The 14,303-nt window shown below is 29.6% G+C and carries 15 protein-coding genes; 9 read left to right on the plus strand and 6 right to left on the minus strand.

The window, feature by feature from the left end:
• Positions 1-48: 48 nt before the first annotated feature.
• A complete protein-coding gene (locus I5776_RS04770; RefSeq protein ID WP_202779221.1) occupies positions 49-1,794 on the plus strand; it encodes a hypothetical protein in 1,746 nt (581 codons plus the stop codon).
• A gap of 568 nt (positions 1,795-2,362) precedes the next feature.
• Here the strand turns inward: I5776_RS04770 and I5776_RS21365 are convergent.
• The 6 genes from I5776_RS21365 to I5776_RS04795 form a co-directional block, all read right to left on the minus strand.
• Positions 2,363-2,443: an IS66 family transposase gene (locus I5776_RS21365; RefSeq protein ID WP_425490368.1), complete on the minus strand. Its 81-nt coding sequence runs from the start codon at positions 2,441-2,443 to the stop codon at positions 2,363-2,365.
• Positions 2,444-2,839: 396 nt separating this feature from the next.
• Positions 2,840-3,079 (minus strand): hypothetical protein, encoded by a 240-nt coding sequence (locus tag I5776_RS21370; protein ID WP_246483919.1) that lies wholly within the window; start codon positions 3,077-3,079, stop codon positions 2,840-2,842.
• A gap of 374 nt (positions 3,080-3,453) precedes the next feature.
• Positions 3,454-3,840 carry a DUF2920 family protein gene (locus I5776_RS21720; protein WP_343066450.1) on the minus strand — a complete coding sequence of 129 codons (387 nt, stop codon included), beginning with the start codon at positions 3,838-3,840 and terminating at the stop codon, positions 3,454-3,456.
• 414 nt (positions 3,841-4,254) lie between these two features.
• Complete coding sequence (locus I5776_RS04785) at positions 4,255-4,947, minus strand: acylneuraminate cytidylyltransferase family protein (protein ID WP_202779222.1); 693 nt, start codon at positions 4,945-4,947, stop codon at positions 4,255-4,257.
• A 7-nt stretch (positions 4,948-4,954) separates the two neighbouring features.
• Entirely contained in the window at positions 4,955-6,118 is a 1,164-nt protein-coding gene (gene neuC, locus I5776_RS04790; RefSeq protein ID WP_246483920.1) for a UDP-N-acetylglucosamine 2-epimerase, read from the minus strand.
• Positions 6,115-7,164, minus strand: a complete 1,050-nt coding sequence (locus I5776_RS04795; protein WP_246483921.1) for an N-acetylneuraminate synthase family protein — start codon at positions 7,162-7,164, stop codon at positions 6,115-6,117. The genes neuC and I5776_RS04795 overlap by 4 nt, the downstream gene beginning before the upstream one ends.
• 370 nt (positions 7,165-7,534) lie before the next feature.
• Between I5776_RS04795 and I5776_RS04800 the strand changes: the two genes are divergently transcribed.
• From I5776_RS04800 to fliT, 8 genes are all read left to right on the plus strand, one after another.
• Positions 7,535-8,641 carry a GNAT family protein gene (locus tag I5776_RS04800; RefSeq protein WP_202779224.1) on the plus strand — a complete coding sequence of 369 codons (1,107 nt, stop codon included), beginning with the start codon at positions 7,535-7,537 and terminating at the stop codon, positions 8,639-8,641.
• A gap of 18 nt (positions 8,642-8,659) precedes the next feature.
• Positions 8,660-9,562, plus strand: a complete 903-nt coding sequence (locus I5776_RS04805; RefSeq protein WP_202779225.1) for a polysaccharide deacetylase family protein — start codon at positions 8,660-8,662, stop codon at positions 9,560-9,562.
• 30 nt (positions 9,563-9,592) lie between these two features.
• Complete coding sequence (locus tag I5776_RS04810) at positions 9,593-9,829, plus strand: acyl carrier protein (protein ID WP_246483922.1); 237 nt, start codon at positions 9,593-9,595, stop codon at positions 9,827-9,829.
• 1 nt (position 9,830) lies between these two features.
• Entirely contained in the window at positions 9,831-11,078 is a 1,248-nt protein-coding gene (locus tag I5776_RS04815) for an AMP-binding protein (RefSeq protein ID WP_202779226.1), read from the plus strand.
• The gene (locus I5776_RS04820) at positions 11,075-11,800 is read left to right on the plus strand and encodes an SDR family NAD(P)-dependent oxidoreductase (RefSeq protein ID WP_202779227.1); all 726 of its coding nucleotides are present in this window, start codon (positions 11,075-11,077) and stop codon (positions 11,798-11,800) included. The genes I5776_RS04815 and I5776_RS04820 overlap by 4 nt, the downstream gene beginning before the upstream one ends.
• Before the next feature lie 168 nt (positions 11,801-11,968).
• Positions 11,969-13,468 carry a flagellar hook-associated protein 2 gene (locus I5776_RS04825; RefSeq protein ID WP_202779228.1) on the plus strand — a complete coding sequence of 500 codons (1,500 nt, stop codon included), beginning with the start codon at positions 11,969-11,971 and terminating at the stop codon, positions 13,466-13,468.
• 24 nt (positions 13,469-13,492) lie between these two features.
• Positions 13,493-13,897 carry a flagellar export chaperone FliS gene (fliS, locus tag I5776_RS04830; RefSeq protein ID WP_202779229.1) on the plus strand — a complete coding sequence of 135 codons (405 nt, stop codon included), beginning with the start codon at positions 13,493-13,495 and terminating at the stop codon, positions 13,895-13,897.
• Positions 13,834-14,244, plus strand: a complete 411-nt coding sequence (fliT, locus tag I5776_RS04835) for a flagellar protein FliT (protein WP_202779230.1) — start codon at positions 13,834-13,836, stop codon at positions 14,242-14,244. The genes fliS and fliT overlap by 64 nt, the downstream gene beginning before the upstream one ends.
• Positions 14,245-14,303: the final 59 nt, after the last annotated feature.

The raw sequence follows: 14,303 nt of genomic DNA on the forward strand, positions 1-14,303 counted from the left end.
TATTTTAATTTAAAATAAAAACGATTAACCTAGAAAAGGAAGCGTAAAATGAAACAATCGATATATAATATTTTTAATAAAAATTCCGAAATGAGAGAAAAAAAAGTTATCATTTGGGGAAGTGGAAGTGGATATTACCGATGGAAGGATAAAATTGACTTTCATGCTGTGGCAATCATTGATAATAATAAAAAGCTATGGGGAACTAGAATTGATAATATTCCAATTTTGTCACCAGAAATTTTAGAAAAAGTAGAAAAAAATAATTTTGTAGTTTTTATTCTTTCTTTTTTTTATGAAGAAATTAAACAGCAGGTCATTTCTTACGGTTTTGAAGATACTCACATATATTCTTTTAAAGATCTTGAGCGAACCATATTTATTCAAGAAAAGAAAAAAAGACAGGAAGGATTTCAAAACGAAAACCAGTTAAGTCTACAAAGTTATATTGAAAATCTTGAATATGATTTTAAAGATATTATTTATAAAGAAGTTCACCTTTTACCAGTAGTTGTGCCATTTTTTGCTTTAATAACAAATTATTTGTTCCTGAAAGATTCTAATTCTAATTTATTTCCAGTTCCCAAAGAAAAAGAGTATAGGCTAAACGGAAACGGTTCAATCCTTGTAAGTTTTGTTTGGCACGAGAAACGCAGGCCAGGTCACCACAAGTTAATATGTGAAACAATAAGTGAAATTCCTAAAAATATGATAACTGAAATAAAACCTATAAGCGTTTATGACGATGAAAATGAGCATGAATTAGTTTCATTTTCTAACAAAAGTGTATCATTATGTAACAAAGATCTTATTCTTTTGATTAAAGGAAGAATTGAAGATAAAAAATATTGTTTACTTGAAACGGAAATAGATTGGTTTTTAGATTTTGTCCAATACTTCATAAATCTTATTGACCAAGTTTATGAATTCTTTAAAAACAAGCATTATAAAGTTTTTGTATCGGGCTTTGCTAATAATTCTGAGGAAAATATTTTGGTCCAGGTTGCTAAGAATCTAGGAATTATGACATATGGTTTGCAGCATGGTACGTTTGGGGAAAAACACGAATTTAATAAAGTACCTTTTAGTCATGTATATAAATATCCAACGGTCAATGAGTTGCTTTTATGGGGAGAATATCCAAAAAGTATTGTTAAAGAAATTCAAGTTGATAAAAGCAAATGTTCTGTAATTGGAAATCCACGTTATAATTATACAACTGAGGAAAGGCGTCTAATTAAACAAAAAAGGGAAAGATTTATAAGAAACACTAAGTTTTTAGTTTGTTTTACTGGTCCTGGAGAAAGGGAGTATACTATAAATCAAGATTTATTATCGTTGGCTGATAATATTGCATCTATGCTTAAATTAAAATATATAGTCAAGATGCATCCAGAGAATAAAGTTCAGGGGAAAGAGTTTTATTATATAAAAGAAAATTGTGAATGCTTTATTACTGACAATAGAGATATTGTTTCAATCTTTGAAGAGGTGGATTTCATAATTACGACAAGTAGTACTATTATTCACGAAGCAGTTTTTCAGTATATTCCTACATTCGTGTATGATACTCATCCTGCGGTTAAGTCAATTTGTGGAACATTGCCAACTACTTTCAAAACATCTAGTCAGTTAGAATTGATGTGTATAAAATGTAAAGACAATAATTACTTTAATAATATATTAGATGAATATGAATTACATGGAAACTTATTTTTTAAGACATATAAAACAAATCGACCAACAATGAAGTACAAAGAAAAAATTTTAAAAACAATACTCAATGTCGAATAGAAGCATTTAATTTTTTTGTTATTGATATTTATTTGAATTAAACATGTGTATTTACAATTATATTGTTGTTAGGTTAATAGACTGAAAATAAAATATACGGAATACTTAAAGTAAACCACTTCCGTATTATTGTTCAAGCAAAAAGGAAAGTTTACTAAAGAGATATTTTAAGCATGTTAAAATGATAGTGAATAGGGAATTTGAATGTATTGATAGATGCACGCAAGTTCTAACTAAAAGAAAATTGATATAAAAAAGAAATGTGGTAAGCCCGAAATATAAAAAATAAGCGCACCTTTTTGGGTCACACCACTAATAGCCGTAAATCCTGATTTTTAAACGAATTTACGGCTTAATTCATTTATTTGCTGCATTCTGCCTGAATCATTTTTGACCAGGGCATGTATGGGTCTAAATTTCCAGGGTTTTGATGACATCCTACATTCGGTAGACCATTCAAAAATTTTTTTATATATTTATAGAAATCAACACCGTTACTTTTGGCAGTTTCAGCGATAATCACACAAATAGCATTAGCTTTTGATTCAGCTTCACTAAAACTAAAGAGTCAATTTTTTCTTTCTAGAATGTTGGGACGGATGGCGTTTTCGGCAGAATTATTATCAATCTCTATACTATCGTCGTTCAAGAATTTGAGTCTTTCACCCGATTCAATGTGTATTCAGATGCTTTGGCAAGGGCATTTTTCCCATAGAACGGTGATGTTTCAATCCAAACAAGGAATTTTTCTACAATTGACTTTGAGTACTTTTGGCGTTTTTTCTTCGCTTACTCGGAGATAAATGTTTAGACTTTCTTTCGAGTCAATATAATTCGTCACAATAACTCACACCAATTCTGCCATTTTTACTGTCTGCTTTTAGCCAATAACGTTGAACATGTGCCCAGCAATTTGCGAAGGTAACTCCTTCCAACCTATCATGGGCAAGAATAACCATTACATGCAATCGCTCTGGAAAAGTCAACTATAAAAATTTCAAGGACATATCGAGCCCGTGATAAAGCGCTTTGAAGAGAGTCATTATTAGCTCTTGGCATGGGATACTTCGATACACCTATTTGTAGGCACTGGTTTGACTACATCGAATCGGTTGATAATTTGCCCATATGTTTCATCGACATGTAAAACTGATTTATCCTCTGCATTTGCTATTTTGATTGTGCAGATGCTTGAGGAACCAGTTATAGAAGAAGTCGATGAGGATATTCTTTTATTTTTGGGATGAAGTTTAATGGGGACAATGGTCAATTTTTCTTGCGGCATTAGAAAAGCACCTCCTTAAGTTAATACCTGTATAGTATTAGGAGGTGCTGCGGATTTTTTATGCGTTGTTAGAATGTGGGCTTATTTATTGTGTCCTTGGAATAGGTCAAGTTTTAGGTGTATCTTGCTTCTTTATTTTAATTATTATTAATTAATTTATTATTCTTGTTAGTGATGGAACAACATCATTGTATTCAAATAGATAGGTAAACACTTTTGTTTTTATAATTTGATTTTCTAATAGGTTTGGTTGTTTATAATCAAACTCATTTTCATACAATTTATAAACATAGTCAAATAATAGTAAAAAATCCGATTTAAGACCATGTGTGTTTGATTTAAAAAGCTGATTATCAACTTTGTCAAGAGTTATTTCATTTAAAAAAACAATTATTAATGCTATGACAAAACTCTCTCTTTTTTTCTAATGTTATTAAATTATCACAATCTCCGTGAAAAGCATTAATAATACAATGATTTTTTTTTCTGTGGTATAAGGTAGGTAGATCTAATATTTCAAAGTCTTTTACAATCCACTTAGCGCAATAGTCAAATACCATTCTATTACCGTTAATTGTTAGGGCTCTTATAGTTTTTAAATAGTTAGGAAATAGCCAAGCTGAATTGTCAATTATATGTGAAAACAGACCTGGGGCGAATATATTACATAAATAAGCTAAATAGGCTCCATGTGAATGCCCATAAGCTAATACTTTTCCTGAGTTAAAAGATAGATTATTGTCTGTAATAATTTTAGATATTGCTAATGTGGCTGTAACGTTGTCGGATTGCCTGCATTAAATCCATATCATTAAAATTATTTGGTGTCTCTTCTAACACTTCATGTTGCATAAATTCCCATCCAAAAAAATCACATTGTAATGATACTACATTGTATTTGTCAGCAAGATTGAACGCATTTTTTTATATACATTAGAGTTAGCATGTCCTCCGAATCCAAGTATAAAGAGTAATAAACCAGTATTTTTATTTATCCCGATCTCAGGTACAGAAAAGTAAATATTTGGTTTTCATTTAGAATTATTATAGATATTTGGTTGTGAATCTATAGTAATTGAATAGTTTTTTGACATAAATAATTTCCTTCTATATTTTAATTCTTATATTTTTTATTATGGTGATTTTTTATATCTTTATAATGGTATTGATACAACCTAGATTGATTGTAATATATATTTAAGCAAATCTAAATCTTGATGAGTGTCTACGTCTAGGTCATATTTTGAATCCATAATAAACCCCAGGGTATTATCATTTAAACTAGTATTTTGATTTAATTCGATAATTTTATTTATATATATTGCTCCATTGATTTTATAATATGGAGGAAGTTCTTGTCGGCGTAAAGTGCTATTTGCATCTAATAAGTTTTCTAAAGTATTATCTGGTTTGATTGTGCGAATAAAAATTGGGTGATCATTTACTTTTGAGATACTTACTAAACTATTTTGCTTAGACTCAATGATTTTTTTGATTGCATTATCGATATGCCAAACCTTCCGTAATGGCTGAGTAGGTTGTAATAATACAACGTAATCATATAGGCATCCAAGTTTTTTTATTTCTTCAATAACATATAATAGGGTATCTATAGTTTTAGAATCGTCTTCTGCTAGATAGGATGGTCTTAAAAATGGAATATTGGCACCTAATTGCTTAGAGATAGACGCTATTTCTATATTATCAGTTGAAACAATTACTTCATCAATAAAATTTGAATTAATTGCTTCTTCTATAGTGTATTGAATCAGTGGTTTACCATTTACATTCACAATATTTTTATTAGGTATCCCTTTACTACCACCCCTTGCAGGTATAATAGCGAGGAATTTTTTTCCCTTATACATAATAATTTCACCTACTTAATGTTGGTATCCCGTCATAAAATTTTTTTTGGATAGGAATTTTCCAAATATCATTTTGTTCAATCATATGGATAAAACGAATATGACTTTGACCATCGCCAAAATCTAAGAACCGTTCTGTTTTATTTGGTAGAGTATTAATAGCAGTTAGAATTTCATTTTCATTTTCATTACAGTGAATCAGATTTGAGTGATAATTTAATTGATATCTTCCTTGTTGTCTATTTCCTATATCAATAGAGGGTACTCCATAAATGCCTGTTTCTCTTATTCCAGTACTCGAATTTCCTATTAAAAAGTCTGAATTCCTTAGAAGAGTCAGGAAATATTCAAATCTCATTGATGGAAACATTTTGAATTTACTATTATTTTTTAGTCTGTTTAATTCATTAAGAATTATTAAATTTCCCTCATCATTATTAGGAAAAATAACTACATAATTTCTGTTTGATTTAATAACTGAATTGATTAATGTTTTAATTTTAATTGACAAAGTATCTAGTTCGGTAGTAACTGGATGGTACATAAGTATTGCATATCTATCAAAATCAATTTCATAATGTTTTTTAACTTCCCCGATAGTAGGTAAATCATCGGATAGCATAATATCAATATCAGGAGAACCTATGATATGAATAGATTCTGGATTTTCACCCAATTGAATAATTCTTTCATATGCCTCCTTATTGCTTACTAGGTGAATGTGGGAGAACTTGGTGATTGCGTGTCTAATTGATTCATCTATAGTACCTGAAACTTCCCCACCTTCAATATGGGCAACTCTGATATTATTGAATGCACCAACAATCGCACCAGCGAGAGCTTCTAAACGGTCACCATGAACAACAATTAAGTCAGGATTAATTTCATGAATATAGTTACTAAGCCCTAAAATAGTATTACTAAGAGTAATGTCCATAGATGCATTACTTTTTTGATTAATAAATTGGTACACATTTTGAAAACCATCTTTTACAATTTCTTTCCAGGTAGATCCATATTTTGTTAGCGTATGCATACCAGTAACAAAAATGTGAAGCTCAAATAGAGGATGATATTCTACCTCCTTCATTAAAGATTTTATTTTTCCATAATCTGCTCTTGTACCGGTGAGAAATAATATTTTCTTTTTAATCATTATATTACTAGTCATTTTATTTTAATATCCTTCCAAGTTAAGTGCTCATCAACAGGTATGTTATTAATAACAGATTTACCTATTAACTCTTCAAAAAACTCTGCTTTTATTTCTCCTGTTCCTGGTCTTTTGACCCAAATATTCTCTCTCGTCAGAATATCTCCCTTTTTTAAAGGTTTGGTTGTTACAACTGTTGCAAAGGCAAAATCAATTGTAGATTGCTCTTCTTTTGAGGCTTCTTTTTTTCCACCCCTCATTTTAAAAATTTCGCTACTTCCACTAATTAACTGTTTCATTTCAACAGGATCCATAGAACACACTATGTCAGGCCCTAATCTATCTTTTCTATCAGTAAAATGGCGTTCTAAAATAGATGCCCCCAGTGCTGTAGCAGCTAAACATGAATTATTATTTAATGTATGATCAGATAAACCAATTACCGCATTAGGAAAATGATCCATTAGTTGTTGCATACCACCTAATCTTACAAGCTCAGGAGGAGTAGGATAAATATTTGTACAATGTAATAAAGCATATTGTACATTGTGTTTTTCTAAAATACCTACAGTTTTGGAAATGCTTTCTATATTATTCATACCAGTAGAAACAATCATCGGCTTTCCAAAAGAGGCAATATGGTCAATTAAAGGATAATTATTACATTCACCAGATCCGATTTTATAGGCGTGGACACTCATTTCTTCAAGTCTATTTGCTGCTGCTCTAGAAAATGGAGTACTAAGAAAAATCATCCCTTTTGACTCTACATATTTCTTTAATTCATACTCATCACTTTCATTTAATGCACATCTAGACATAACTTCGTAAATAGAAACATCCGTATTACCGGGTATTACTTTTTTTGCTTCTTTACTCATTTCATCTTCAATTATGTGAGTTTGGTGCTTAATAATTTCGGCTCCAGCTCTATATGCAGCATCTACCATTTCTTTTGCAACACACAGACTCCCCTCATGATTAATTCCAATTTCAGCAATAACAAGAGGTGGAAAATTTTGACCAACTTTTCTATTTTGTATTTCCATAATAGGTATATTCATAAATATTCTCCTCATTAATAAATATTTTGAAGTGTAGTAGTTAGCATTATTACTCTATAATCATTAATAGATTATTTTATAATAATCTTTCTATAAGAAAAATGCCTTGTACTATTTCTCGGCTTGCAAATTTAATTTTTAATATTGTTGAAAGATGAAACTATAAATATTATCGGTAAAATAAAGTTAATGTTAAATAGTTAGTATATTTACTATTATCTTACTAGTTGAACTTTCCTCTTTTCAAATGTTATTTTATAGTATTACATGTAATTTTTCACTCTAAAAAATTTTGTAAAAAAGACGATAATCATATTAGTAAAAGAAATTTTAAATTCTAAGAATAGAATCAATTGAATCGGAGGAAATAATGGATATTCGATTTTTTAAATTAAATGAAACTAAACAACTTCAGAAGGGAATAAATGATATTTGGGCGAATAACCATATTTTTTTTAAGGAAGAAAGGTTATTGAAATACATGTTTCATGATAATCCATCCAGACATTTAATAACAAAAGATGGCTGCTTTAGTTTTTTAGGTGCATGGGAAAATAATAATTTGATTGGTTTATTAGGTATTCTACCTTTTGCTTTAAATATTCAGGGAAAAAGAGACTTTGGTTTTAGCTTAACAAATTGGATAGTGTCGCCCGAATATAGAACTACGGGAGCAGGTCTAGCTTTATTAAAAAAAGTTCAAAGCTTAAACCCAAGCATAATTCTATCATTAGGTATAAATGAAAATGTAGCGAATTTGTACAGAGTAATGAGATGGAATGTTTTAAATGATTGTCCACGATGGATTGGAATCATAAATAAAGAAAAAACAAACGAGCTCCTGTTAAACGGAAATAGTAATTCACTAAGGTATTGGAATGAAGTGAATGCAGTTCAAATTAAATCTTCATATAAAGTTAGTGAAGTAATAGAAATAGATGAGCAAACGTGGAATAATTTTTATTGGAATATATTCGCAAAGGAGTCTGTTGGATTTGTAAGGGATTATTTATTTCTAAAATGGCGTTATTTTAACCACCCATATTTTAAATATAGAGTTTTAATTTGTAAAGATCAAAACGAAAACTACAAGGGAATAGCAATTGTAAGAGTTGAGGAAATCATAAATAGTGAAAAAATTGGTCGTATTGTTGAATTTATAGCATCTGATCAAGATAGTGCTATTTCTTTAGCTAATTCAATCATTAATTTGGACAAAGAAATTTTATTTTTTGATTTTTATTGTTTTTCTTCTATAAGTTCTTGGGGATTAGAAGCAGTAGGTTTTAAAAGAGTATTAAAAAGTGAAAATGAGAAGTTAGTAGTACCTTCTAGATTTCATCCAATCGATTATACAGTAACAAATTTAATGTCATCAATGTTTATAAATTCAAATGTTACAAAGAAAATGAATATCATAAAAGATAATCTTTGGTATGTTACTAAAGGGGATTCGGACCAAGATCGTCCTAATTGAAATAATGGAGGAGTCAATATGGAGGATATTTCCGTCATGTATCATTACGTTAGAGAAAAAAATGGATGGAATGGTATACATCCACTGATACCTGAAAAATTCGAACAACAATTAGAAATCTTAAGTAGTAATTATGATATTGTTTGCCCAGATGATATAGAAAGGAAGAGTAATAAGCCAAAATGTATTTTAAGTTTTGATGATGCAACGAAAGATCAATATACAATTGCATTTGAAATTTTGAAAAAAAAAGGAATTCCTGGTTACTTTACTGTTATGTCAGCACCTTTGGTTAATTCAGAGATACCTATATTTCACTTGGTTCATACCGTGTTGTCTTTATATTCTGATGAAGAAATATGGCAAGATCTAAAAAATGAATTTGACTTAAAAAATAAAAATATTGAAAGTCTAAGTTCGTATTATTCTTATGAAAAGGATTTATTAAGAAGATTTAATAAATATGTATTGAATTTTTATCTTACCGAGCAAAAAAGTCGACGGTTTTTAGAGGAAAGGGTTTTAAATAAGTATGGAAACAAAGAAAAATTTATAAATGAATTTTATGTTTCTAAGAATGAATTTTTGGAAATGAAAAGAGCTGGAATGACTATAGGAGTACATTGTGTAAAACATATACCCTATAGTGGTGATGCTTTGGCATTTTATAAAAAAGAAATAGAACCTTGTATTGATTTTATAAAGGAGGAAATTGGGGTTACTCCAAAATGGTATACACCAGCTTTTGGAGGAGGAGAAAAATATATAGAGATGATGTCCGGTTTAGAAAACATATTAAAAAAAGAAGGATTTAAGGGTGGATTTACTACAATTGAAGGATTTAATAACGGATTATCAAATTTTTGGTTAAAAAGATTTGACTGTGTTAAACTACCACCTGTGACAAATTTAAACGACTAATGTGAATTAAATAAAGAAAGGGAGATAAGGATGAAAGAAATAAAAGAAAGATTATTATTTATTATTAACGAGATGCTGGAGGAAAATGACCAAGAACGTATAAAAAGTTGGGATGAGTCAATTAAATTAAGGGATGATTTAAATATGGATTCCCTTATGCTCGCAGAACTAACGGTTAGAATTGAGGATGAATTTGATATTGACATATTTGAGGATGGAATTGTGCAAACTATTAATGAAATTCTTTTAAAAATAGAAGGAAAATAATATGGACAAAAAATTTTTAGTACATCGAAATAAAGAATATACATATGAAAACTTTTTAAATGACCTTAACTTGAAGAATGAATATTCTTCTTATTTGTATGTAAAAAATAATAATCCTTATGCTATTTTTGTGAGCCTTGTCCATAGTGCAATTTATGGATATTCAATTGAAATTATTGATGGTGATTTATCTGAAAAAGAAATCGAAGAAATAGGCATTGATCAAAATGAATTTTCAGTTGTAAAAAAATTAAACTCTCTAATATTATTTAAGGATTTCGAACAACTGTTGGATATATTAAAAGAAAAAAAACGGAGCTATATTACCCTATATACCTCAGGTACATCAGGACGCCCCAAAAAAGTAAGTCATACACTAGAAACTCTAACAAGAGAAGTTAAAGTAAGTGGGAAATTCAAAGAAAATATTTGGTCGTTTTCCTTTAACCCTACCCATATGGCGGGATTGCAGGTATTCTTCCAGGCATTTTTAAATAAAAATACAATTATTTATACTTTTGATGAGTTACCAAAAAATATTCCTACTTTAATTGAAAAATATAAGATAACAAATATATCCGCTACATCAACTTTTTATAGAAATATATTACCTTATTTTCAACAGGGAAGATATTTTAGTGTTGAGCGAATAACTTTTGGTGGAGAAAAATATGACCAAGGTTTAGAAGAGAGCATAAAAAAAGTTTTTCCAAACGCTAAAATAAATAATATATATGCTTCTACTGAAGCAGGTAGTCTATTTAAAGCTTATGGTGATATTTTTGAAATAAAAGAATCAATTCGTAAATTTGTTAAAATAAATGAAAATAATGAATTATTAATTCATTATTCTTTGCTAGGAAAGTCAGAGTCTTTTAATCTTAAAGGAGAATGGTTTAATACCGAAGATATTGTAGAATTAGTAGACACTAATCATTTTAAATTTGTAGCAAGGAAATCAGAATTAATAAATGTCGGAGGATACAAGGTAAATCCACTTGAAGTAGAAAATACAATAAAAAAGGTACCAGGAGTTATAGACATCATAATTAAAACTAGGAAGAATAGCGTCACAGGGCAAATAATTATTGCCGAAATTATAAAAAATGATGGATTCAATGATTTAGAGTTAAAAAAGTCAATAAAGAAATTTGCTTTAACTCATCTACAAGAATGGAAAGTACCAAGAATAATAAATTTTGTTAATGAAATATCACAAACTCGTACTGGAAAGAAGGCAAGAAAATGAAGTGGGTCATTGTGACTGGAGATTCCAAAGGACTAGGAAGAGAAGTCGTTAAACAAATTTTATCTGAAACCAAATTAGGTGTAATAGGAATTAGCAGGTCTGATCACGAATTAGTTTCTGGTTTGTTGAATAAATATCCAGATAGATATAAACATATTTCATATGACTTAAGAAACGTGCAAGATATAAAAAGCATTTATATTAATAAAATTCGAAAGATAGGTCCGATTTATGGACTTGTGAATAACTCTGCTCATGCATATGATGATATAGTTTCTAACTTAAATGTGAAACATTTGGAAAGTATGTTCCAAGTGAACGTTTTCTCAGCTATGCATTTAACTAAATATGCTTTAAGAGATATGCTATTGAATAAGATACAGGGATCGATTGTTCATGTTTCTTCAGTAAGTACCCATACTGGTTATAAAGGTTTAAGTATGTATGCTGCAACCAAAGGTGCGTTGGAGGCGTTTTCAAAGAATGTTGCAAGAGAATGGGGAAGTAAAGGGATTCGTTCTAACTGTGTAATACCAGGATTTATGGAAACTTCTATGAGTGATTCTTTGACAACTGAACAAAAGGATAGAATTTATAAAAGGACATCGCTGAAAAAAGAGACAGACATAATAAGTGTTGCTAGCACAATATTGTTTTTGTTATCAGAAAAGTCACGTTCTATTACTGGTACAGTTATACATGTTGATAATGGGACTTTATAACAAATAATATAGTAATAAGGTTAACTATTATATCGATATACACATGTTATTAATGGTTTTAGAGTTGAAATTTTTCATATAGTGTCGATATATATAGTAGGTTACTTTTTAAGAAAGAATTTTCATTATAAAAAATATATAGTTTTTATACAAAAGGAAGTGATTACTATGGTTAGAATAAGTGGCTTAGCAAGTGGGATGGATATTGATTCACTTGTTGAGAATCTAATGAAGGCAGAACGTGCTCCATTAGATAAACTTCAGCAACAAAAGCAAAAATATGAATGGCAACGGGATGATTATCGAGAAATCAGTACAATGATGTTTAATTTAAGTAATTCAATTTTTGATAATATATTGAAACAAAGTACTTATACACAGAAAAAAGTGAACATCTCTGATTCAAACTTGATATCAGTGAGAAATATTAGCTCTACTTCCGATTTTTCAGGAACAATTAAAGTGAATAGTCTTGCAACTTCTAGTTCTGTCGTTGGAGACTCAATCGGTAATTCTATCGATTCATCAAAAAAAGTCAGTGAAATATTCACTGATGTAACAGGAACCCAATCAATAAAGGTTAAAGCAATTACTGCGGAGGGAAAACTTGAAGAAAAAGAAGTAACATTTGATGCAAGTAAAGAATCGTTAGATGATGTAATTAAAAAAGTGAATCAGCAAACTGGGGCAACGATGTTTTTTGATTCTAAAACTGGGCAAGTTTCCCTTACTTCTAAAAAAACCGGCACAACTAATGAAGTTACTAATAATATGGACTTTTCATTAACGGGCACCCTTTTTGAAAAATTAAATGTAGCCGATAATGTTACAGATAAAAATAAAAGAACTCCTGGATCAAATGCTTCTTTTACTTATAATGGAATTAATACGACTAGAACTTCTAATATATTTCAAATCAATGGATTTGAAATTACTTTGAAAGAAGCTGATTCAACTAAAAATGTAACATTTAGTTCTTCTACAGATGTCGATGCTGTTGTAGACAAGATTGTAAAATTTGTAGATGAGTATAATAAGTTGGTAGAAAAAGTGAATGGAAAAGTAACAGAAAAACGATATCGAGATTTTCCACCATTAACGAGTGAACAAAAAAAAGACATGGAAGACAAAGAAATTGAACTTTGGGAAGAAAAGGCAAAAAGTGGAATGCTTTATAATGATACTGTTTTATCATCCGGTTTGACGGAAATGCGAACAAACTTGTATACACCTGTTAGTGGATTAGTAGGGGTTAATCAATTATCACAAATTGGTATAACAACTACAAAAAATTATCTGGATGGTGGAAAACTAACAATTGATGAGAAAAAATTGAGAGAAGCGATTGAAAAGGATCCTAACGCTGTCTATTCTCTTTTTACCCAAGATGGAGAAACAACGGGTGAAAAAGGGCTAGCTAGAAGACTGCGTGATTCATTAAAGAACACAATAACTAATATTGAGGAAAAAGCAGGTAAATCTACAAGTGTCAATAATACATTTACTATTGGAAAATTACTAGATAATGTAGATAAGCGAATTGATAGTTTACAAGATCGGCTATATGACATTGAAAATAGATACTATAGCCAATTTTCAGCAATGGAGACTGCCATACAAAAAGCAAACCAACAATCTGCATACTTATCCCAGTTCTTTAGTTCATGATATTTTATATGAGAGGGTAATACTATGGCCATTAATAATCCATATCAAACATATCAAAATAATTCAATTACAACAGCTTCTCCAGGAGAGCTGACACTTTTGCTTTATAACGGTTGTTTGAAATTTATTCATCAAGCAAAGAAGGCAATTGAAAATAAAAATATACAAGAGAAAAACACCAATATTCAAAAAGCCCAAAATATTATTCAAGAGCTTACAGTTACACTTAAAATGGATGTTGACATAGCAAAAAATATGATTTCACTCTATGACTATATAAATCGTAGATTAATTGATGCCAATATTAAGAATAACATTGCCATTTTGGATGAAGTTGAGGTTTTAGTTACTGAATTTCGCGATACATGGAAGCAAGTAATTCAGATAAATCGACAACAACAATTCGGTTCGAATGGTGGGCAAGCTTAATGTGTGTAATATTAGACTGTTTTAATCTTACTGAAAGACTAATTACTGCGATGGAAAAAGTAAATGATCATAATCGTGACGAAACAATCGCTACAATTGAAGAAATATTAGAAGAAAGAGCCATTTTATTGCCAATGATTAAACCTCCTTTTACGAAAGAAGAAATAGAAGTAGGGAAAAAGATTGTACTAATGAATAATACTCTACAAAATTTATTAAATAATCAAAAGAAAAATATTCAAAAAGATATAAATTGCTTACTAAATAAAAAAACTTCTGTGAATAAATATATAAATCCATATCACAATATGCAAACCGACGGTTATTTTTATGACAAGAGAAAATAATACAAAATGAAGGGGTAATCTTTAAAGTTTCTCCCCTTTTTGTTTGTAGAAACGAAAAC

This window comes from Heyndrickxia vini, from assembly GCF_016772275.1.
GTDB classification, from domain to species: Bacteria; Bacillota; Bacilli; order Bacillales; family Bacillaceae_C; genus Heyndrickxia; species Heyndrickxia vini.